Consider the following 20440-nt stretch of genomic DNA (forward strand, 5'->3'; position numbering starts at 1 on the left):
ACTCGGGGCCCTAGCGAACTCACAGTCTGCGGACGAACCAGACATTCAACTCACTAAATTGAATGTCTGGTTATTGCTTGAATTAAGGATGAAATATGAATTCACCCGTGCTGCGAAGTGTCCCACCAATGCGAGTGCATGAACGGTGCGATCGCAATCGTATTGCCGCTCAATTTCTCGACTGAACCTGCAGTTAACTCAAGTGCCATCCATGCCTCCGGGGCGGTCAGAAGGTCTGGATACGGCGTTTGCTTATCGGTCGGTATAAACCCAAACCGAGGGTAGAATGTCGGCACGCCCAACACAAACACTGCGTCCGTTCCGATGGACTTGAGGTGGTTGATGCTGATTTCCATGATCTCCTTGCCAACACCATGGCCTTGATACTGCGGCGACACCCCGCAAGGTGCCAACAAGTAGCAACTTGTGCCAGGGTGGTCTTTGAAAACAAACGGTGTGAACAACACGTTGCCCGCGATCTTCCCATCGCGCTCTGCACTGATCGAGATTGTCTTCGGATGGTCGAGAAAATCTTTTGCCAGCTGAGCTATTTCTGCCCCTTCAGCCTCGCCAAACGCTTGTCTGTGGACTTCCACTATGGCTTTGATTTCTGCGTGGTTCATAGTTCATTCCTATCTTTGGTTCATTTGTGCACGAACGGATTGGTTCCCCAAATGCGTAATCCGGTAGGGACTGCCATTTTTCGATTTGATGAAGCGTTTGTCCTTGAGACGTTTGAAAACGTCCATCGTGCAGGCCGAGAAGACAAAGCCGTCACGGGTGTAACACTGAACGGATTGTACTTTTCCGTTGTCGGCACGCGCGTACTTAATCTCGCCACCCAAGGCGAGTTCATGCAAAACACGTTGCTCGTGCTTTGAAATGTTCATGGGATGTCTCGATTTTACGAAAGTACAGAAACAGGACACTCAGCGTTGCGCGTGAGTGTGCCTATTAAAGTTGGTGTTCCTGAATTTACTTCGCCAGGAACGGGCGTTAGGCCCGGGACTCTTTCATAAAATCTCCATAACGAGAGGCAATCTGCCTCAGGCGTGTGTGCACTTAGTATTTGATCCAAAAATCGTCAACATGTGTGCGTAAAAAAATCTAAGCGATGCGGACAAACCAACATTCGTCCGAGTGCAGTATTCGACAATAATGGGCTCAACGCGATCATCTGAGCACTTTTGTCGAATGTCCACAAACGACTACCACCGCTCAATCATGCTTGCTGCGGAGAATGGCCACACTGAGCCCAGTAAGCTAAATGCTGCGCTACGAATGAACGTCGACCGTGGCATCCACATTGCTCATTGGACGATCTGGATTTCGACATCTATTGGCTCGCGATCTAAACCATTTGTGTCTGCCATATCTTGCGGACATGCCGATACACCCAGGCATTCTCTTACGGGTGAACAGGATTGCGCCCCCGAATATACGGGAATCGATGCAACTCTGAGAAGGTGCAGAAGCCCTGAGCTTGGGCTCACGCCCAACGCAGCGCGTGGCCCATGCCGGAGCTGGTATCCGATTGTTCACGGCCTTTAGCCGACCTAGAGTACGTCGTTTGATTTCTGCAGTCGTCCCCGCTTTTCGGACATTTGCCGCAAGTGTTACATTTTGAGGCTATTGAACTCACAAACGGCGTAACGAGCCGGTCGTTCACATTGTCTGCGCCAATGGTTGCTTCCAATGTAGTTCCTCAGTCACCAGATCTGGCGAAAATGGCGCTTAACGCATTACTGGCCGCTTCAAGATCAGCGCAAACCGACACGCCTGTTTCTTTAAGTTCGGCAGAAACATCTACAGGTAAACTTGTATTGCTGCCTTCGGGGATTTCGTTAAGACGACCACCAATCAGAACCGGCAGTTCGAGCCCGGCCTCTCTCAGTTTGTGCATCAGAGCTTTTGTGTAGCGCAACGCCACACCGTTATAGGTGCTCAGCGCGATCACATCGACAGACTTCTTTTTGGCAAGAGTAACGATATGATCCGGATCGCTTGATACACCACCGTCTTCAACAGCGAACCCTGTTTTGTAAAAAACGAGGTCCAACAGCATTTTACCATGTTCATGAACATCCGTGGTCGCAGTCAGAATTCGGACGGGTCTCTTCCCAAGCTCTTTGAGCGTGCGACCCGCGTCAGATGCAGCAAACGCCGCGGCTTTTTCCTCCAGTTCGCGATGCGTTGTCGCTCCAACGATGGGGGTTCGTCGCCCCGGTGCATCCTCGCGCGCTGCGCCTCCACCGAATGACCTTTCCAATACCCGTCCGCCCAGACGACGCAGAGACAGCAGCAGCTCAAACGGGTCGTTCGTATCGATACCGCCTTGCGACAGACCTGTCAGAACCCGGTCGGCAAAGTCCTGGCCTTCCTGCAACAGGGTCTCGCCTATGCTGTCGATCTTATCGGTGTTGATCAGAGGCAAATAGCCGTCCGCCAGTTCGACAAGCCTGCCCAAGTGGCACTGGGCGTCACAGATTTCTGCCACATCGGGGATGCGCTCATTCTCACTGACCGGCACCGGGTTCAAGGCATGTCCACTTGGTCGAAGCCGCTGTGCCACGATGTCCGACAGAAGATAGCTCGACAATCCAGCAAAATTTTCGGCATGGGTCCCTTTGTAAAGCACCGTTGCGCCGTAAATTTGCGAGCCGGGCACTCCGCCGCTGATTTTTGCCAGTGCCCGTTGAAATGCAATCCGCGTCAAAGGTTCGGTGAAGTGATGGCCGTAGCAAACTGCATAGGGCGCCCCGATCAGGTCAGTTACGATGTATTTTTCAAGCAAGGCCTGACCCATCGCCGAGGTCAGATCCTCAAATACCGCGGCATATCCATCATCCAGATTGGAATGCACCAAAACCGGAACCGGTTGTGCGGCGATAAGGCCAAGTGCCTGAACAGTGGCCCGCGTCGCTTCAACGTCATCGTCATGCCCCGGCAAGCGGAAGGTAAAATATTGCCCCAGGTTCCCGATTGTTGTTGCACCAGCAGCCAGTGCCGCACATGTGTTTTCCAACGCTGCGGGAAACCCCAGCATAAAGTCACCAAAGTGCATTGCGGCGGGGCTTACCTCTGTCAGGCGTGCAAAGGCCCCTGCGTCGTTCAGGAGAATTCCGGTTCCGCGAGCCTGATCTGTGCGCCGGTCCCTTGGAAAGCCCATGGACCAATCCAAACACATGCCAAACCGATCAATTTGCACCCCCCGTTTTGAACAGCTGTCATAAACACATTGGATGGCATCAACTGTGTGCGCAAGATCACGGAACCCGAGGTGCGCATGCTGCATCACATGACCGGATTGCATACGATATTGCTTGTACTCAATCTCGTTCCTGCAACCGGTCGCGCGACGAAATGCACTGTCGCCAACGGCCCAACAGGACACCATGTTTTTACCATTGCCCAGCAGATCTGCGCCATTTGGCAAATCCTGTTCCGGAAGAAGCTCGGCACGTTCGATTTTGTAAATGGGCTCGCTCATAGGGTCAGGATGATGAAATCAGGACAATTGACAAGTTGGTGCTGCCGGCATTGGCGAAATTCGCCCTCGTTTAGTCAAGAATTGAGGAAGAAACTGCTTCTTCCACCATAACTTCCGTTGGTTCTGTCGCAAATTTTGTAGCGACAGCATCAGTGGAGTTGGTGAGCCGGTTATCCCGCCAGTTGGACGAACTTCCGAAGCAGGCGGAGTCCAAGCGTGAATTGACCGTTGCGGATAATGTTGACCAACTCGATGCCATCCAGGACAGATGCGGCTGGAGCGAAGGAATTGAAGCCGAGCATGGGCCTGATCCGTCGGCTTAAATCAATGGTCTTGTTCCGGCGCTTGGATAACATGAGGTCAAGAGTTTCGCCATTTTTGTCGATGGCTCTATGAAGGTAAATCCATTCACTTTTTATTTTTGACATACGTTTCATTCATGCGCCAGGAACGGTTTCTGCGGCGTTTCCGATACCGTGCGGCATCAGCTACGACGTCGGCCTATCGACTGACCCAACGGTTTAGTGTCGAGTGATCAAGATCTACTCCGCGTTCCGCTATGATTTCTTCCAAATCGCGATATGAAACACCGTAGCGCAGATAGAAGAACACGGTTTGTAGGATCACATCCTTTGGGAAGTGCGCAACTTTGAATGAAACCATCTTCGCTGCATTCCAAATGAGAAACTCGGGCCGCCGATCTCTCGAGGGTTTAAACTCAAACAGAGAGCTCAGGAAACTTTCGACAGAACCCTAACCGCGGACCAAATGGCCACCGTCTACGTCTAGGACAGCGCCGGTCAGGAAGCCATTTGTCATCGCCAGGATAACAGCCTGCGCAACCTCTTCCGCCGCTCCGACGCGTCCGACGGGCAAGCTGGTGCCGACTTGGGCATACATGTCGTCTCGCGCCTCGTCCGACATTCCGGCATAGGCTTCCGTGGCGACCATGCCGGGGCTGATGCAGTTCACCCGTGCCCGCCCAGACAGTTCCAGCGCCAGCCCCTTGGTCAGAGCCTCGACCGCGGCGTTCACGGCACCAAGACCTGCCGCCCCCGCGGACGGGCGGCGGCTGAGTACGCCAGAGAAAAATGTGATGGACCCGCCAGCGCTCAATGTCGGCAACACTTGGCGCGCAGCCACATAAGGGCCGATGAATTTGGCCTCTATCATACCGCGCAGATCGTCGGTCAGCAGCTCGGCAAAGGCTCCGTGCGCAGCACTGGAGGCGGAGATCACCAAATGGTCCACCTTGCCAAGGCCTGCAGCCCAGGATCTCACTTCCTTCTCGTCTGTCATATCCACTGGCGCGATCTGCACCCCGCCTCCGATTTCCTCGGCTATCGCCTGCAACTTGGCTTGGCTGCGGCTGGCGATTGTGACACGCGCCCCAAGCGCGACGGCCATTTCCGCCGCTGCTTTACCGATTCCGCTGCCGCCTCCGACGATGACGACGTGTTTATCCGCGAGGGCCGTTTCGAAAACTATGCTCATTTCTTTGGTCCTTGTCTTTCGATTTGCCTGATTGAGTTAGTCGATGCTCAATACAAGCTTGCCGGTAGTCTCGCCTGCTTCCAGACGGCGATGGGCCTTGGCAGCTTCAGCAATCGACAACGCGGTGATCTGAGGACGCAGAACGCCGGTTTCCAGCAGTTCGAACACAGCCGCCATATCCGTACTGAAAGCGTCGGGGTGGTTCACGAAATAGGTGTAGATGTCGCTAACCCGGACAGCGACGGATTTTTGGAAGTGCTTCGCCAGATCTTCGGCAAAGCTGCCAACGGGCGGACCCGCGAGAAAACCGAACAACACAGCTGTGCCAAGCGGCGCCAACGCATCGAGGTCAGATTTTAGGGTCTCGCCTGAAATTGGGTTCAATGTCAGGTCAACGCCGCGCCCGCCTGTGATCTCCATCACCCGGGCGGCGACATCCTCTTGGCGGTAGTCTATGACGTGATCTGCGCCTTGCGCGCGCGCATAACCAACCTTGTCGGTACTGGCCGAGGCGATTACGGTCATGTCCAAATGTTTGGCGATATGCAGGGCCATCGTTCCAACACCGCCCGCAGCCGCGTGAACCAACACAGATTTACCCGCCGCCGCGTCGCCAAGATTGACCAGCATATGGTATGCGGTCATCGCGTTTACCGGGATCGAGGCTGCTGTTTCAAAGCTGATGTTGTCGGCCAGCCGGGTTACATAGGGCGCTTCGATCACCGAATGCGTGCCATAACCGCCCGCGCCGATTGGACCCATCCAAGCCACACGATCACCTATAGAGAAACCTTCGACACCATCGCCCAAAGCTTCAACGACTCCGGCCCCTTCGACACCTGGCACATGCGGCAGATTGGGCATCATTCCCTCGGGCATCTCGCCCCGGCGTATGATCGTGTCGATGAAGTTAATGGCCCCGGCGTGGTTATGGATCAGGATCTCTCCAGCACCGGGTTTTAAAATGTCGAGGTCGGTTTTGCGCAGGACGTTGGGCCCGCCAGTCTGGGTAATCTCAATTGCATAGGGCATTAGATGTCTCCTTCTGTTGCGCAGAAGGTAGAGGTTGGTATTTGTATTAATAATAGTTGATATTGTAAGATATTATCTCAAAAATGGGACAATGATCTACAATGACCTTGCCCTGTTCACCGTTGTCGCCAATCACCTAAGCTTTTCCAAGGCCGCTGATCGATTAGGCATACCACTTAGTCGGGTCAGCCGCAGGGTTGCTGAGTTGGAGGACCATCTGGGCATCAAACTGTTTGAACGCACGACCCGTCAAGTTCGCCTGACCGAAGAAGGACGTCGCCTTCTGGATCGCTGTCAGGACCCGATTGAAGCGCTTCAGGGCATCGCAGGCTTTGCGGATGAAACAAGACGGCAAACCATCCGCATTACTGCCCCTCCGCTGGCAGCCCGTACAACCATAGGCCCGCGCCTACTGGATTTTGCGGAACGGAATCCGGACGTGGAACTCGAGTTGACCACGACAAACATGATGCTGGATTTCTTTCGTGACAATATCGACCTGGCCTTTCGGCTCGGTCCCCTGACGGATTCCAGCCTGGTCGCCAAGCGGCTTTGGTCGGTTCCCTACTGTTTCTGCGCCGGGAAGGGCTTCATCCAAAAACGCGGGCTTAGCGGGCCGGTATCGCGGCAGGAGTTTCTGAAGTTGCCTGCTCTGGCAGCAGGGCAACCCTGGGTGCTAGAGACCCGGGAGACATTGCAGCCATCCCATATCACCCACAGCTTAAGCGACCTTGACGTCATCGCACAGGCTGCCGGACGCAATCTGGGTGTCGCAATGTTGCCTAGGGACATGGTGGGCGGTGACTTGCACCCTCTTGAGGTCGAGGATGCCGTGCCTCTGGCGCGGGGCATGTTCGCCGTCTATCCTGGCCGCCGCCTCTTGCCGGCGCGGGTCCGTAAGCTGATTGATTTCATGGCTCCCGGATAGACTTACCAAGCAATCGCGACACCATCGCGAAAGAACCCGCCGGTCGGGCTATTTTTCGGCAAGGTTGCCGCCCAAACGACACCTTTTGCTCCGTTGGCCACTGGACGTCCTCCGCCGCCCATGTCCGTGGCCACCCAACCGGGGCAAACAGCGTTGACGAGGATACCCTGGGGTTCCAACTCCGCTGCGATTTTAATGGTCAGCGCATTCAGCGCCGCTTTGGAAATACCATAGCCAGGTGTGCCGGAGGACATACCGGTCAGCGCTCCTGCCCCTGAAGACACGTTGACGATCCGCGCATCCTTTCCGCGTTGCAGCAACGATATCGCGGCGATTGTTGTGTCCCAAGCACCGAAGAGGTTAGTGTCAAACGCAAGGCGCACGCGCTCAAGATCCGCGCGATGGGCCTGCTGATCCGTGTCGTAATCCACGCCCGCATTGTTCACCAGGACATCGAGGTGCCCATAGGTGGCTTCAATCATCGAAAAGGCGGTCACGACCGAGTCAGGATTGGATACATCCAATTGCAGAGCTTCCACCCCATGCCCAATGTCCTTCGCTGCAGCTCGCCCTTTTTCCAGATCGCGAGCGCCCACCAGAACTTTCACCCCATGGTTTTGCGCCAGTTGGCGGGAGACTTCTTTGCCGATGCCGCGATTGGCTCCGGTCACGAGTGCGATGCGTTGATTGGTCATGGTCTCCTCTCTCAATTCGCCTCAGCGGCGCGTTCGCCAGCAATGGCGACAAGGCCGCGGTCACCGGTTTCCCACAACGCCGTCATGGTCATCGAGGTGACGACCCAGCGATTATCTGATTTTTGCAGCTCGTAGCTATAGCGGCCGCCCAACACCCAAAGACCATCGTCGATCCGGTGCGTCGCCGTGAAGTCGGCATCGGCTGTCGCAGAGCTTTCGGAAATCGAGGTGACCGAGTGATTGGTCACCATGTGATGCGTGCTGTCAAAACCCGGAAGGAAGGCGGCCCAGCCCGCCACAAGGTCATCAGCGGGTTGCGTCGCCGGTTCCCCACCCCAAAGACTGGTGTAATCGGTGGTGACGGTGTCGGCAAACGCGCTGCGCACGCGGATCCAATCATGGCGATCCGCACCGGCGGCGATGTCAGTGATTGAGGTTGAGATATCAACCTGTTGATCGGCAAAGGCCACGCCGCCGATCAGAGAGGCCGCGGCGAGAGTTGTTGTAAACTTTCTGTACATGGGGGTGCTCCGAATAAATCAGGGATGGGCGCCGGACGGAATCCCAACGCCCAGTTAGCTGCTTAGTTGTCCAGGCCGGCGCGGAAGTGATCGGCCACAGTGTCCGCCGCGCGGGTCACGTCCTCGGGGTTGTCGTAGAAATCGAACTGCGTGACGTCTTCCAGCCACTGCGCCGTCGTTTCCCCGGCAAATCCGGCAAGGAAAGTCTGCACACCCTGCGGGATCGCTGCACTTTCCGAGTGGACAACCGCCAGCGGTTTGTCCAAACGCTGCGGATTGTCAGCAGGGTGATAGGTCAGCCAGCCTTCCCAACCCGCATTGTTCCATTTGTCGTCGTATTCAGGGATCGCGCCACGGTCGGCCTCGTAGTAGTAGCCCCCGATCGGCATCAGGACACCTTCGGCACCTTCTGGACCTGCGGCAGGTATAATCTGACCGCCTGCAGCCTCAGCCGCTTGGGAGACTTCGATCAGCCCTGCAACGCCTTCTTCGCCACCGTAAACCGCCTTGACGATTTCTTCATTCTGCAGCCAAGGCGCGACTAGGCCCAGGCGCTGAACCAGTGGGTTACCGGAAACGGCATCGACCATGTATCCAGCCGAAGCGCAGATACCCAGGCCGTTGATGTGATCGGCATCCACCTCTGGCAGACTCGCAACGAACCTGAACGCGGCTTCGATGTCCGAAGTCTTGGCCTCGGGGCTTTCAACAAAGCGCACATGGTTGGGCAGATCGCCGGATTTACCCCACCCACGGAAATCGAAAGTGAAGGCGGCGAAACCACGTTCGGCCATTTCGCGGGCGTAGTTGGCGGGCATCTGCTCTTGCACAGAGGTCCACGCACCGGTGACCACGACGGTCTGCAGAGGCGCATCACCGCGTTCTTCTGGCAGATAGAGCGTGCCGGACAAGGTCGCGCCTTCATTTTCGAAGGTCACGGTGCGGGTCTCTACTTGAGCAATCGCAGCTGACGAAGCCATCAGCGCAGCGGCGGTGTTCAGAGTGAACGTTTTCATGGCGGTATCTCCCAAAATCTGTCTGGATGGGCGCAAGCCCGATGACCAAAGAGATACCTTTAGAAAGCCCGGCATACTTGCACCGGACTGCCGTGTTTTTGAAGGATCCTGCTCAGGCGTCGTTTCCAGCGCGGAATGCGCGCGGAGTCTGACCCACCACCTGCTTGAAGCTGCGTGTGAAATGCGCCTGATCCGAAAACCCACACGCCAGAGCTATATTCCCCAACGGGCGACCGTGATCCTGCATCATCTTCATCGCCTGCTCAATTCTATAGGCCATGACATACTGCATTGGGGTTGACCCTAGCGTTTCCTTGAAGACCCGGGCGAAATGCGATGGGCTCATCCCCGCCTCGTCCGCCATTTGATCCACGGTGATCGTCTGATCCAACCGGTTTTGTACGTAGTCCAAAACGCGCTGGTAATGTTGAGAGGTGAACCGAGAAGTCAGCTCAATATCTTCGGCGCGATGTTTTCCATATTTCTGAAGCAGTTTGACCAGAAACACCCGGCTCATGGCCTCGAACATGACCGCGGAAGACATGTCATCCGCCTCAAGCGCGTCCCGCAATATGACACCTGCAGCACAAAGGTCAGGGTCCGAGAACTGCGGCAAGTTCCGGAACTGTTGCGGATCGAGCAACATGCCAAGTTCGGCCTGTGCAAAGCGTTCCACCTTGGCCGGATCCAGCGTGATAACAATGACATCAGACGACTCATACCATCGCCAACCCGAGCGCATACCGGCAGGGGTGACGATAATATCGTCCTTGCAAAACGTGAAATCACGCAATTTTCCGTCCCGCCAGTTCTGAACCCGATGCGCGTTTGCCTGAAGATTCAGAAGGACGTGATGTTCTTCGAAAACCGCTTCGGGCATATGGTCCGGTTTTGCCTGAAAATACCTGACTGACATCAGTCCAGCTGCCGACGGACGCCCAATCGCGTCGCTATTGAGCAACGGCTCGGAAGGGTAAATGTCTGCATACCTCAGTGGCATTCTCTGTTTCCAGCACTGACTTTGGCCAATTTTCGCAAGTATCTGACTTGCAGGCAACGCGTTTGGTTTTACACAGGAAGTAGAACCGCTCAATTCACCGGCTGGATCGGGCCGTCCATATTAGTTGCGTCACTCCAATAGGACCCTTCTTTCCGGTCTATGTGAAGTTTCAGTACGTCCAGCGCTTTTGGAACATCGCCATTCTCGACGCACTGAAGCAACTCAATGTGCTCCCGATAGGACTTAGCCATGTGATCCGGGTGGTGCCCCAACCGGCTGCGCAACGCCGCCATTTTCAATGCAATCGTTTGATAGGCATCATTCAGAAACCGATTGTCGGCACAGTCGAAAAGGCATTGGTGGTATAGAGTATCCAGATAAAGATATTCTGCATCATCCGCAGCTTCACGGGCTGCTGTCATTCGGACAACGCAATCTTCAAGCGCGGCATGAAGCGCCTGCGGGTTCGCTTGCATGGCCGAAGTTAGGGCGGTTGTCTCAAGGCAGACACGGGCATCGCATAGCTTGGCCAATTCTTCCGGTTCCAGATTGAACACGAAAGACCCCCTTTGCGGCTCAACGACCAATAGACCTTCCATTTCAAGCCGATTGATCGCCTCTCGCACAGGGGTGCGGCTGACCTCAAGATTCTTGGCGATTCGAGCTTCAGACAACTGCTCACCCAGTTCGAATTCGCCTTTGATGATCCGCTCGCGAAGATTTTCAGTCACCAATTCCGTCAATGATTTCGGTCTGTTGAATGGGCTCATATCGCTCTCCTCGGTTCGACAGTAGCAGCCTCGCATCTGGCATACAATGTGTTAGTGTTGACATATTGGCATACTGTATGCCAGTTTCGATTCTCACAAGGAGACGACATCGGGAGGGGCGTCTTTGCAAATTCTGGAAACATGGATTGTTGCGTTGAACCGTGCGCTCGTTGCTCTGGCGCTGGCTGCGGTCTTTGCAATTGTCTTTGCCAACGTGGTTGGGCGTTATGGGCTGGGATCATCCCTGGCCTGGGTCGAAGAGGTCGCTCGGCACCTGATGATCCTTGGTGCGTTTTGCGGGGCTGGCCTTGCCCTGCGTGAAGGCCGTTTGGTAGCGATCACCACCTTTCCTGATCTGTTGCCGGATGTTCTAGCCCGATCGCTACGTTGGTGCATCGTCATCGTGATGTTCGGTTTCATGGCGACGATGCTGTGGCTAGGCATACAATTCGTCGAATTCGGCTGGAACAAGGAAACCATGTCCACCGGCATTTCGCGCGGCATTCCCTATCTGGCGATTCCGATAGGATGCGCGTTGTTCCTGATCCAGCTGGCCTTCTTTGCCAAACGCTTCGTTAATCAAGATTTTGAGTATGGACTAAGCCCCGAACGTGACGAGGCGGGGGTTTAAGCCGTGGCAAAAACGCTAATCATTTTGTTCTTCGCCACACTTTTTCTTGGTGTTCCCGTGGCTTTCACGATGGGAATCGCGGGGCTATCCGCGATCTTCATCGACGGCTCACTGAACCCGCTGGTGGCAACACAACGCATGTTCGCCGGGATCGACAGTTTCCCCCTGATGGCGGTACCGTTTTTCATCCTGGCGTCTGAACTTATGACAGCCTGCGGCCTGACCAACGCCTTGTTGCGCTTCGCCAACGCGTTGGTCGGCCATGTGCGCGGAGGCCTGGGACATGTGAACATACTGGTATCCATGCTGTTTGCTGGGATCAGCGGGTCAGCGCTGGCAGATGCGGCGGGGCCTTCCGCCATCGTTATGCGGATGATGCGCGAGGCCGGGTATGAAAAGAACTATGCCGGTGCCCTGTCCGCCGCGACGGCAACGATCGGTCCGATCATTCCACCATCCATTCTGGCTGTGATCTTTGCGATCTCGACTAATGGTGTGACGGTTGCGGGGCTGTTTCTGGCAGGGATCGTGCCGGGCGTTCTGCTAGGTGTCGCGCTGGCTATCGCCAATCATATCGTGTCCACACGGTTTGGCTATCGCGGGCGCGAGCATCGCGCAACCATGTCCGAATTGCGCAGCGCCACCTTGTCAGCTATTCCGGCCCTGATAATGCCGGCAATCATTCTGGGCGGTATCCTTTTCGGTGTTTTCACGCCGACCGAGGCAGGCGCCGTAGCTTCAGCCTACGCTCTGTTCCTTGGCTTCATCCTGCGGGCTTTCACGTTCCGAACTCTATACGCCGCTTTCGTGCGGGCCGCCGTGGTGACGTCGTCGGTCTTCCTGATCGTGGCGATGGCGTCGATCTTTGCCTGGCTGCTGACCTATCTGCAGATCCCGCAGGAATTGGCCAAACTGATCACACAGATCAGTGACAACCGTCTGGGCATCCTGTTCATTCTGGCCATATTCGCCCTGATTTGCGGCTTCTTCATCGACACGCTGCCCGCGCTGATCATCCTGACTCCGATCCTCGGTCCCATTGCCTATTCCGCCGGGATCGACCCGCTGCAATTCGGGATGATGCTGGTGCTGAACCTGACCATCGGGATGATCACCCCTCCGGTTGGTCCGGTGCTGTTCGTGATCGCGACGGTCGGACAATTGAAAATCGAACGCCTGTCAAAAGCGGTTCTGCCGCTGCTGCTGGCTGAACTCGTGGTGCTGCTTCTGGTCATTCTTGTGCCTGGCGTCAGCACCTTCATCCCCAACTTCTTTGGATTTGCGAACTGACATGAAAGGGAGGAACCTCATGAAAGCCATGTCAAAACTGATGACGGCCACGGCTGTTATTGCAATGACCGCTGCCGGTGCAGCCTCGGCCAAGGAGCTGAAATACGCGCATTTTCAAGCCGCTGACCTGAGCTCGCCGAAACACGCCGCAGCCCTGGCCTTTGAGGCCTGTGTCGAGGGCAAAACCTCGGGCTCGATCGACGTTCAGATCTTCCCGGCATCGCAGCTTGGTGGCGGGTCCGAGATCATGGAAGGGCTACAGCTGGGCACCGTTCAAATGGCCGCGATCCATGACGGTCCGATCTCGGCCGTCTACAAACCCTTCTCGGTTCTGGCGATGCCTTACCTGTTTGACGATCAGGCGATGGCCTGGGCAGTGATGGACGGTGAATTCGGTGACGCACTGGCTGAAGACATGCTGGCCCAGACGGGCATCCGCAATTTTGGTGTGGCCGACAACGGCGTGCGCAACTTCACCAACAACGTCAAACCCGTGGCTGAACCCGCCGATATGGAGGGTTTGAAAATGCGGGTGATGACGGCGCCGGTTTGGGTGACTTTGGTTGAAAGCCTGGGCGCTTCGGCAACACCGGTTCCGTGGCCAGAATTGCCCGGCGCGCTGCAGCAGGGTGTTGTGGACGGTCAGGAAAATGGCGTGACCAACATCGTCAACGCCTCGCTCTACCAGCACCAGAAATACGTTTCACTGGATGGGCACGTGTTCAGCTGGCACGCCTACCTGATGTCGGACATGTTCTTCGAAAGCCTGACGGACGACGAGAAAAAGGCCGTCGAACAGTGCGTTGAGATCTCGAAGACGATCCACCGCGGCATGACCGCTGCGCAGGATGCGAATGCCACCGCAATCCTTTCGGAAAAAGGCATGGAGGTCGTTCCCGTCAGCCCCGAGCAGAAGGCCATGTTCCGCGAAGCCGCGCAGCCTGCCGTGCGCGAATACATCGTCGGTGAGATTGGTGAGGACTGGCCGAACCGCCTCGACGCTGCTGTCGAAGCGTACAAGGCCCAGTAACCCATGCCGAGAGACCGTCACATGACCCGCCAGACCATCGCAATCCTGGAACCCGGCTATGCCGCTTATGACACCGAAGCCTCGGTGCTGGCTGAGCAGGACGTTCAAATCGCACCGGTCGCGCCGGAGACTGAGGCGGTCTTAGCCCTGCAGGCGTTGAACCCGGTCGCCATCCTTGTGCGCGAACGCGCGGTGGATGCGGCGGTAATCGACGCCTGCCCAAACCTCAAAGTCGTCGTCCGCTATGGTGTGGGCGTCGACAACATCGACTTGGACTACGCGCAGTCGCGCGGCATTTACGTCGCGAATGTCCCCGATTACGGGGCCGAGACTGAGGTCAGCGAACACGCCCTGGCGCTCTATCTGGCGGTGCAGCGGCGCATCCCGTCGCGCGATGCCGAAGTGCGACAAGGCAAATGGGGCATCGGCCAGGCGGCCCTGATCCCCAGCCGCGAAAACGCCACCCTTGGCCTGATCGGGTGTGGCAAGATCGGGTTGAAGGCAGCGCAAAAGTTCCGGGCGCTTGGGTTTGCGTCCGTGTTGGTCTTGGACCCGTACCTTGGAGACGAGGCTGCCGCCGCTGCCGATGTGCAAAAGGTTGATCTGGCCGAGCTTTGCAAGTCAGCCGACGTGATCAGCCTGCACGCGCCACTCACCCCTGAAACGCGGCATATCCTGGATGCCGAACACATTGCGATGATGAAGCCAAGCTCGATCGTGATCAATGTATCGCGCGGGGGTTTGGTTGATGAGGCGGCGCTTGCCAACGCTCTGAACCACGGGCGCATATTTGGCGCTGGCATCGATGTGTTCGAACAGGAACCGGTCGCCCCTGACAACCCGCTGCTGCATAGCGCCAACACAATCGTGTCCGATCATGCCGCTTGGTACTCGGAACGCTCGGTTGCGGTACTGCAGCGCAACGCCGCCGAAGAAATCACCCGCGTTCTCAACGGGGATCAGCCCAAAAGCTGGAAAAACCCGTGGTGAGACGCCCCGCTTTCTAACTATCTGACCCAAGAGGATAATACTCATGAACACTCAAGAACTCGTTGCCGGGTTTCGCGAAGTGGCCACGGCATCCGTTGCAGACGCGGTAGACAAGATCGCAGGAAAAACCGGCTTTCTGCCTGCCTCGATCAAGCCGCGCATCAACGAAAAGAAAATTGTTGGCCCTGCCGTGACCATTCTGGAAGGTCCGACTGATGAGTTTCTGCCACCCCAGCACGCGCTGGACGCCATTGATGAGTCCGAGGCCGGTTCGGTCATTGTGATCTCGACCAACGGCACCACCGATGTGGCGCTGTGGGGTGGTCTGATGACAGCAGGCGCCGTCGCCAACAAGCACGAAGGTGCTGTTCTGGACGGTGGTGTTCGTGACCTTGTTGAGATCAAGCGCGACTATGACTTCCCAGTCTATTCCCGCTGTGTAAGCCCGGGCACCACGCTGGGCCGCATTCGGACGCTAGCCTCGAATGTCGAGGTCGCAATGGGCGAGGTGATTGTGCACCCCGGCGATGTCATCGTGGCCGATATTGACGGCGCAGTATCCGTGCCTCGCGACCATGCCGAAGCGGTTCTGGAAATGGCCCGCGAGATCGACGCGCGCGAAGCTGAACAGGCCCGCCTGATCATCGAAACCGGTTCGCTGCGCGAAGGTCTGGCTAAATACGGCCGTATCTAAATCAAACCGATAGACGCCCCGCAGGTTGCGGCAACAACCTGCGGGACACCAGACCTCAGCAAGGGAGGAATACATGCTGAAACGAATGCTCAACACGGTGGCCCTTACCGCCGTTCTGGCCACCCCGGCGCTCGCGAACGGGCCCGAGGTCGTCGCGGAATGGAACAGTCTGCCCTATGCCGTCAAGGACGAGGCGACAAAATCAGCTTGGGAAGGCAGCGAAATCTTCGGCAAAGCGCTGGTTCAGGGCGCCAAGGTTGACAGTCAAGGCAACATCTATGTGTCTACCGCGCGCTGGGGCGGCGCCGAGATCCCCTCGACCGTCTCCAAACTGGTCAAAAACGGCGACACGTGGGAGTTGGAGGCGTTTCCGTCCGAGGACATGAACAGCATGTCGAATCCCGATGGTCTGAAGGCCGTGCTGGGCTTTGAGATCGACCGCAATGACGTGATGTGGATCCTGGATCAGGGCCACGTGGCAGGCCCTCCGTTCGAGGATGGCGACGCGAAGCTTGTGCTCTGGGATCTGAAAGAAAACAAGGAAATTCAACGCTATGTCTTTACGGCGGAAGAAGCGGATCGTCAGTGTTCTTTCCTGAACGATCTGGCTGTCGATAACGACACCGGCTTTGCCTATATCGCCGACAGCGGCATCTTCTGTGACCCGCTACATGGTGGCTTGATCGTTTATGACAGCAACACCAACTCTGTGCGCCGCATTCTGGATCAGCACCGGTTTACCAATGATGAGCCGAATTTCTTCTTCAATATCGACGACCGTCCGGTGCTGAAGAATGGCGGCATGCGCACCGGTGCCGACGGAATCGCGCTGTCTGGCGACAAAGAAACACTCTACTGGACCAACTTGACGGGAAATCACCTCTATAGCCTGCCGACCGAAATCCTGCGTGATTTCGCGACCAATGAGACGGTGATTGAAAACGCAGTTGAGGTTGCCGCAGTGCTACCATCGAACACCGATGGGATGACGGCGGACAACGCAGGCAACATCTATATGACCGCCCTGTCACTGGACGGCATCATGAAATTCGATGAATCCACGCGCGAGGTCAGCCGTTTCGTCCACCACCCGGAAATGAACTGGCCGGACACGCTGGCCTGGGGTCCGGATGGCGAGATGTATGTGGTCTCGAACCACCTGCATGTCTGGGTCGATGGTGACATGAACTTTGAAGACCCCGAAATCCCGAACTTCCGCATCTGGAAGATTCCGGGTGTCGGCCAAAGCTATACGGCCGAATAATCCTCCCATACACCTTGGTCAGCCTTTCGGGGCTGACCCCTTTTTCGGAAATGAGACACCAATGACCCCCGATATTCTGTGCCTTGGCGAACCGATGCTGGAGTTCAATCAGCAGCCCGATGGGAATTACCTGCCCGGACATGGCGGCGACACGTCGAATTGTGCCATCGCTGCTGCGCGTCAGGGTGCATCCGTAGGGTACGTGACGCATATCGGGGCGGATACTTTCGGCAACTCGTTCATGGATTTGTGGCAGGCCGAAGGGGTTGATACGTCGACCGTTCGACAGGTTACGGACGCTCATACCGGGGTTTATTTCGTGACGCATGGCGCGAACGGGCACGAGTTCAGCTATTTCCGCGCAGGCTCTGCCAGCAGCCGGATGGGGCCGGATGATCTGCCGGTAGCCGCGCTGCAAACGGCCAAGATCCTGCATGTTTCGGGCATCAGTCAGGCGATATCGGATGTTGCTGCGGATGCTGTATTTCGCGCCATCCAGATCGCGAAAGATGCCGGAGGCCTCGTGTCCTACGACACCAATCTGCGCCTGAAGCTCTGGCCGATCGAGCGCGCGCGCGCTGTGACACATGCCGCCATGTCACAGTGCGATATTGCCCTTCCCGGTCTGGATGATGCCGAGCAACTGACAGGCCTGTCCGATCCGGATACCATCGCAGACTTCTACCTGAACCTCGGGGCAAAAATTGTTGCCCTGACGCTGGGGGCCGAAGGGACCCTGGTGGTGACACCTGACATGCGCGAGCGTGTCAAAGGCCGCCAGGTCGAAGCGGTAGATGCCACCGCCGCAGGCGACACATTTGACGGTGCTTTCCTGTCGCGTATCGTCGCTGGCGATGATCCGTTTCGGGCAGCCCGCTATGCCAACGCAGCCGCCGCCCTATCGACCCAAGGGTACGGCGCAGTCGCCCCAATGCCGCGCAAGGGCGCGGTCGAGACGTTCCTTGCGGAAGGAGACTAACCCATGAAACACGCCGTTGTCATAGGGGGAACTCGCGGAATCGGGGCCGGTATCGCCGACACTTTGCGGCAGAAGGGATGGCGTATTACGGCAACGGGGGTCGGCGCAGATGAAGTGGCGCACTACGCAAAGCTCAACCCAAAAGATACATGCGCACAGCTTGATGTGCGCGATACCACTGCTGTGAACACCTTCTTCACGAATATGCAGCGCTTGGATGGTTTGGTGAACTGTGCCGGGATACTGGCTCGAGCCGCAGAATACGATATCGAAACCTTCGAAAAGGTGGTCGACGTCAATCTGACGGGCACCATGCGCTGTTGTTTGGCGGCTCAGCCCCTTCTGACCGCGTCCAGTGGAGCAATCGTGAACACCGCGTCGATGCTCAGTTATTTTGGGGGTCCTTTGGTGCCTGCCTATTCCGCCAGCAAGGGCGGGGTGGCGCAATTGACCAAAGCTCTAGCCGGGCAATGGGCGGCAGACGGTTTGCGCGTCAATGCGGTTGCCCCCGGATGGATCGAAACCGAAATGACCGAGGCTCTGCGCGCTGATCCATCCCGAAACCAGCCAATCCTTGGTCGAACGCCCTTGGAGCGCTGGGGCAAACCATCAGAGGTGGGCGCCTTGGTATCTTGGCTGTTGTCTGAAGAGGCCGCATTTGTCACCGGTGCCATCTACCCAGTGGACGGTGGCTATTCTGCAATGTGAAGAGGAAACAATCCATGCCCGTGCAAGGACACGACGAAGACCCCAGAACACCCTATCAGCTTCCTTTCCCAAAGGATGCGCAGGATGAGATCGTCATCCCAAATGCTGTTGCCGAGGATGAGCGCATCTGGGTTCCTCAGACTGAAAACGTGTCGTTCCGGCCGCTCTGCCTGAACCGGTCGCAGGGCTACTGGATGAACTTGCTGCGCGTCCGGAAATCAGGCGTTCTGTCCCGGCATCGACACCCCCAGCCCGTGCATGGCTTTGTTCTGAAAGGCCGATGGCACTATCTGGAACATGACTGGGTCGCACAAGAAGGCGGTTACGTGTTTGAGCCGCCGGGTGAAACCCACACGCTGGTCGTGCCGGATGACGTGTTTGAGATGATCACCTACTTTCAGGTGAACGGAGTAATGCTCTATGTCGACCCGTGGGGCAAAACCATGGGCTACGAGGATGTCTTTACCAAGATCGACATGTGCCGTAAGCACTATGAGGAAGTAGGTCTGGGTGCGGATTATGTCGAGCAGTTCATCAGATAGTCGGCTGCAACTGGCATTGGTTGCGCATGACGCCAAGAAAGATCTGATGGTGGAATGGGCCAAAACGCATTCCGCAACTCTGCGCCGGGCCAGCCTTTTTGCCACAGGAACCACCGGCGGCCGCATCAGCGCAGCCTTGCCCGAGCTTCAGGTGACTGCACTCAAAAGCGGCCCGTTGGGAGGCGATCAGCAATTGGGTGCGATGATATGTGAAGGCAAGCTCGATGGCTTATTCTTCTTCATAGACCCGATGTCGCCGATGCCCCACGATGTGGATGTCAAAGCCTTGAGCCGGCTGGCGATTGTTTACGACCTACCATTCGCAAGCAGTCCGAGCACAGCGGATTTCGTTTTGAACGGAATTTTTCAGTTGAGAATTCGGTAACGAGTGACTGGCAGTTTTCCGACTGCCGCATGGAATTCGATGCATATGCGAGAAGATCTCTACCAATTTCGGTTGTGTCGCAAACTTTGGGTCCACATTGACGAGTATGCAGATTTTAGGCGTTTGTAATCCGCGTATAGTACTCTAACAGATTTCAGCATGATTTCCTTGAAAGGCTGCCATTTCCCCAAGGTTGCCCATTTGTACGCTGTGTACTTCTACTTGCAATACACGGTTTCCTATCGTGATTTGGAAGAGATCATGGTTGAACGCGGTGTGCGATTTGACCACGCCACGTTGAATAGGTGGATCGTGAAATACTCGCCGATAGTCGCTGCCCGTGCGCAATCAAAGAAGCGTCCAACTCAGAGTTCCTGGCGTATGGACGAAACCTATCTCCGTGTGCACGGTATGTGGATATATCTCTATCGAGCGGTCGACAAAACGGGAAACACCTTTGATTTCATGCTGTCTGAGTGACGAAATAGTCCAGCAGCCACCAAATTCTTTGCCAAAGCACAGCCGTCAAACGGGATCCCCAAAAAATCATCATAGACAAAAGTGGCGCCAATGCAGCCGAGATTCGAGAAGTGAACAGGATTCTAAAGCGGTTTGGCTGCCCAGCCAGAGTACAGACAATCAAGTAGAAACACTTAAACAACATGATTGAACAGGATTACAGATTTCATCAATCAACGCCTACAACATATGTGCGGCTTCAAGTCGTTCAGATCAGCGTCAGCCACACTGGAAGGCATTGAGGTAGCCAACATGATCCGTAAGAAACAATTCTCAAGAGATACGACTTCCGGCTTTCGGATGTTTGTTGATATCGCAGGATAACTGCGCCTGTTATTTCACTGTTTCTCACCCTTCAAAAATTTTGCGACACTACCGGTTCCGGGTCGTAAAGCCCGCGCTGGTGTTTGGCCCTTATAGGAAAAGCCATAGAATCAGTGTAGCTCCTATTTAGTTTGCATT

The 20440-nt window shown here is 56.1% G+C and carries 20 protein-coding genes and 3 pseudogenes; 12 read left to right on the forward strand and 11 right to left on the reverse strand.

Annotated elements, in window-relative coordinates; genetic code table 11:
- Positions 1-101 precede the first annotated feature (101 nt).
- The 6 genes and pseudogenes from ACR0DT_RS22625 to ACR0DT_RS22650 all read right to left on the reverse strand — a co-directional run bounded on the left by ACR0DT_RS22625 (position 102) and on the right by ACR0DT_RS22650 (position 6016).
- Complete coding sequence (locus ACR0DT_RS22625) at positions 102-623, reverse strand: GNAT family N-acetyltransferase (RefSeq protein ID WP_480712934.1); 522 nt, start codon at positions 621-623, stop codon at positions 102-104.
- 9 nt (positions 624-632) lie between these two features.
- Positions 633-890 carry a YjhX family toxin gene (locus tag ACR0DT_RS22630; RefSeq protein ID WP_298853976.1) on the reverse strand — a complete coding sequence of 86 codons (258 nt, stop codon included), beginning with the start codon at positions 888-890 and terminating at the stop codon, positions 633-635.
- A gap of 815 nt (positions 891-1705) precedes the next feature.
- Positions 1706-3490 carry a cobalamin-dependent protein gene (locus tag ACR0DT_RS22635; RefSeq protein ID WP_480712935.1) on the reverse strand — a complete coding sequence of 595 codons (1785 nt, stop codon included), beginning with the start codon at positions 3488-3490 and terminating at the stop codon, positions 1706-1708.
- Positions 3491-3660: 170 nt separating this feature from the next.
- Positions 3661-4153 (reverse strand): annotated as a pseudogene (locus tag ACR0DT_RS22640) (IS6 family transposase).
- A gap of 90 nt (positions 4154-4243) precedes the next feature.
- A pseudogene (locus ACR0DT_RS22645) lies at positions 4244-4999 on the reverse strand (SDR family oxidoreductase); the annotation flags it as partial.
- Between the two features lie 21 nt (positions 5000-5020).
- A complete protein-coding gene (locus ACR0DT_RS22650; protein WP_480712936.1) occupies positions 5021-6016 on the reverse strand; it encodes a quinone oxidoreductase family protein in 996 nt (331 codons plus the stop codon).
- A 91-nt stretch (positions 6017-6107) separates the two neighbouring features.
- Here ACR0DT_RS22650 and ACR0DT_RS22655 point away from each other — a divergent pair, with 91 nt between their 5' ends.
- Positions 6108-6944, forward strand: coding sequence for a LysR family transcriptional regulator (locus ACR0DT_RS22655; RefSeq protein ID WP_480712937.1), 837 nt, complete (start codon positions 6108-6110; stop codon positions 6942-6944).
- 2 nt (positions 6945-6946) lie between these two features.
- On the opposite strand, the gene ACR0DT_RS22660 is transcribed toward ACR0DT_RS22655, so the two are convergent.
- The 5 genes from ACR0DT_RS22660 to ACR0DT_RS22680 form a co-directional block, all read right to left on the reverse strand.
- Positions 6947-7639: an SDR family oxidoreductase gene (locus tag ACR0DT_RS22660; RefSeq protein WP_480712938.1), complete on the reverse strand. Its 693-nt coding sequence runs from the start codon at positions 7637-7639 to the stop codon at positions 6947-6949.
- A gap of 11 nt (positions 7640-7650) precedes the next feature.
- A complete protein-coding gene (locus ACR0DT_RS22665; RefSeq protein WP_480712939.1) occupies positions 7651-8160 on the reverse strand; it encodes a nuclear transport factor 2 family protein in 510 nt (169 codons plus the stop codon).
- A 62-nt stretch (positions 8161-8222) separates the two neighbouring features.
- A complete protein-coding gene (locus ACR0DT_RS22670) occupies positions 8223-9176 on the reverse strand; it encodes an alpha/beta hydrolase (protein WP_480712940.1) in 954 nt (317 codons plus the stop codon).
- 112 nt (positions 9177-9288) lie between these two features.
- Positions 9289-10176, reverse strand: coding sequence for a helix-turn-helix transcriptional regulator (locus tag ACR0DT_RS22675; protein WP_480712941.1), 888 nt, complete (start codon positions 10174-10176; stop codon positions 9289-9291).
- Positions 10177-10265: 89 nt separating this feature from the next.
- Entirely contained in the window at positions 10266-10946 is a 681-nt protein-coding gene (locus tag ACR0DT_RS22680; protein WP_480712942.1) for a GntR family transcriptional regulator, read from the reverse strand.
- 124 nt (positions 10947-11070) lie between these two features.
- Between ACR0DT_RS22680 and ACR0DT_RS22685 the strand changes: the two genes are divergently transcribed.
- The 11 genes and pseudogenes from ACR0DT_RS22685 to ACR0DT_RS22735 all read left to right on the forward strand — a co-directional run bounded on the left by ACR0DT_RS22685 (position 11071) and on the right by ACR0DT_RS22735 (position 20302).
- Positions 11071-11577, forward strand: a complete 507-nt coding sequence (locus ACR0DT_RS22685; protein ID WP_480712943.1) for a TRAP transporter small permease — start codon at positions 11071-11073, stop codon at positions 11575-11577.
- Positions 11578-11580: 3 nt separating this feature from the next.
- Complete coding sequence (locus tag ACR0DT_RS22690) at positions 11581-12867, forward strand: TRAP transporter large permease (protein ID WP_480712944.1); 1287 nt, start codon at positions 11581-11583, stop codon at positions 12865-12867.
- Positions 12868-12886: 19 nt separating this feature from the next.
- Positions 12887-13897, forward strand: a complete 1011-nt coding sequence (locus tag ACR0DT_RS22695; protein WP_480712945.1) for a DctP family TRAP transporter solute-binding subunit — start codon at positions 12887-12889, stop codon at positions 13895-13897.
- Positions 13898-13918: 21 nt separating this feature from the next.
- Complete coding sequence (locus ACR0DT_RS22700; RefSeq protein WP_480712946.1) at positions 13919-14887, forward strand: C-terminal binding protein; 969 nt, start codon at positions 13919-13921, stop codon at positions 14885-14887.
- A gap of 43 nt (positions 14888-14930) precedes the next feature.
- Positions 14931-15581: an RraA family protein gene (locus ACR0DT_RS22705; protein WP_480712947.1), complete on the forward strand. Its 651-nt coding sequence runs from the start codon at positions 14931-14933 to the stop codon at positions 15579-15581.
- Between the two features lie 73 nt (positions 15582-15654).
- Positions 15655-16845: an L-dopachrome tautomerase-related protein gene (locus tag ACR0DT_RS22710; protein WP_480712948.1), complete on the forward strand. Its 1191-nt coding sequence runs from the start codon at positions 15655-15657 to the stop codon at positions 16843-16845.
- A gap of 61 nt (positions 16846-16906) precedes the next feature.
- Positions 16907-17824: a sugar kinase gene (locus tag ACR0DT_RS22715; RefSeq protein ID WP_480712949.1), complete on the forward strand. Its 918-nt coding sequence runs from the start codon at positions 16907-16909 to the stop codon at positions 17822-17824.
- Between the two features lie 3 nt (positions 17825-17827).
- A complete protein-coding gene (locus ACR0DT_RS22720; RefSeq protein WP_480712950.1) occupies positions 17828-18532 on the forward strand; it encodes an SDR family NAD(P)-dependent oxidoreductase in 705 nt (234 codons plus the stop codon).
- Positions 18533-18546: 14 nt separating this feature from the next.
- Entirely contained in the window at positions 18547-19074 is a 528-nt protein-coding gene (locus ACR0DT_RS22725; RefSeq protein ID WP_480712951.1) for a 2,4'-dihydroxyacetophenone dioxygenase family protein, read from the forward strand.
- Positions 19052-19459, forward strand: a complete 408-nt coding sequence (locus ACR0DT_RS22730) for a methylglyoxal synthase (RefSeq protein ID WP_480712952.1) — start codon at positions 19052-19054, stop codon at positions 19457-19459. Before ACR0DT_RS22725 ends, ACR0DT_RS22730 begins: the two co-directional genes overlap by 23 nt.
- A gap of 159 nt (positions 19460-19618) precedes the next feature.
- Positions 19619-20302: pseudogene (locus tag ACR0DT_RS22735) on the forward strand (IS6 family transposase).
- Positions 20303-20440: the final 138 nt, after the last annotated feature.

Source organism: Ruegeria sp. BI11 (assembly GCF_056538005.1).

Bases quoted from the DNA above. Each gene is read 5' to 3' on its own strand.
- ACR0DT_RS22625 (WP_480712934.1), bottom strand. From the start codon at position 623: ATGAACCACGCAGAAATCAAAGCCATAGTGGAAGTCCACAGACAAGCG.
- ACR0DT_RS22630 (WP_298853976.1), bottom strand. From the start codon at position 890: ATGAACATTTCAAAGCACGAGCAACGTGTTTTGCATGAACTCGCCTTG.
- ACR0DT_RS22635 (WP_480712935.1), bottom strand. From the start codon at position 3,490: ATGAGCGAGCCCATTTACAAAATCGAACGTGCCGAGCTTCTTCCGGAA.
- ACR0DT_RS22650 (WP_480712936.1), bottom strand. From the start codon at position 6,016: ATGCCCTATGCAATTGAGATTACCCAGACTGGCGGGCCCAACGTCCTG.
- ACR0DT_RS22655 (WP_480712937.1), top strand. From the start codon at position 6,108: ATGATCTACAATGACCTTGCCCTGTTCACCGTTGTCGCCAATCACCTA.
- ACR0DT_RS22660 (WP_480712938.1), bottom strand. From the start codon at position 7,639: ATGACCAATCAACGCATCGCACTCGTGACCGGAGCCAATCGCGGCATC.
- ACR0DT_RS22665 (WP_480712939.1), bottom strand. From the start codon at position 8,160: ATGTACAGAAAGTTTACAACAACTCTCGCCGCGGCCTCTCTGATCGGC.
- ACR0DT_RS22670 (WP_480712940.1), bottom strand. From the start codon at position 9,176: ATGAAAACGTTCACTCTGAACACCGCCGCTGCGCTGATGGCTTCGTCA.
- ACR0DT_RS22675 (WP_480712941.1), bottom strand. From the start codon at position 10,176: ATGCCACTGAGGTATGCAGACATTTACCCTTCCGAGCCGTTGCTCAAT.
- ACR0DT_RS22680 (WP_480712942.1), bottom strand. From the start codon at position 10,946: ATGAGCCCATTCAACAGACCGAAATCATTGACGGAATTGGTGACTGAA.
- ACR0DT_RS22695 (WP_480712945.1), top strand. From the start codon at position 12,887: ATGAAAGCCATGTCAAAACTGATGACGGCCACGGCTGTTATTGCAATG.
- ACR0DT_RS22700 (WP_480712946.1), top strand. From the start codon at position 13,919: ATGACCCGCCAGACCATCGCAATCCTGGAACCCGGCTATGCCGCTTAT.
- ACR0DT_RS22705 (WP_480712947.1), top strand. From the start codon at position 14,931: ATGAACACTCAAGAACTCGTTGCCGGGTTTCGCGAAGTGGCCACGGCA.
- ACR0DT_RS22710 (WP_480712948.1), top strand. From the start codon at position 15,655: ATGCTGAAACGAATGCTCAACACGGTGGCCCTTACCGCCGTTCTGGCC.
- ACR0DT_RS22715 (WP_480712949.1), top strand. From the start codon at position 16,907: ATGACCCCCGATATTCTGTGCCTTGGCGAACCGATGCTGGAGTTCAAT.
- ACR0DT_RS22720 (WP_480712950.1), top strand. From the start codon at position 17,828: ATGAAACACGCCGTTGTCATAGGGGGAACTCGCGGAATCGGGGCCGGT.
- ACR0DT_RS22725 (WP_480712951.1), top strand. From the start codon at position 18,547: ATGCCCGTGCAAGGACACGACGAAGACCCCAGAACACCCTATCAGCTT.
- ACR0DT_RS22730 (WP_480712952.1), top strand. From the start codon at position 19,052: ATGTCGAGCAGTTCATCAGATAGTCGGCTGCAACTGGCATTGGTTGCG.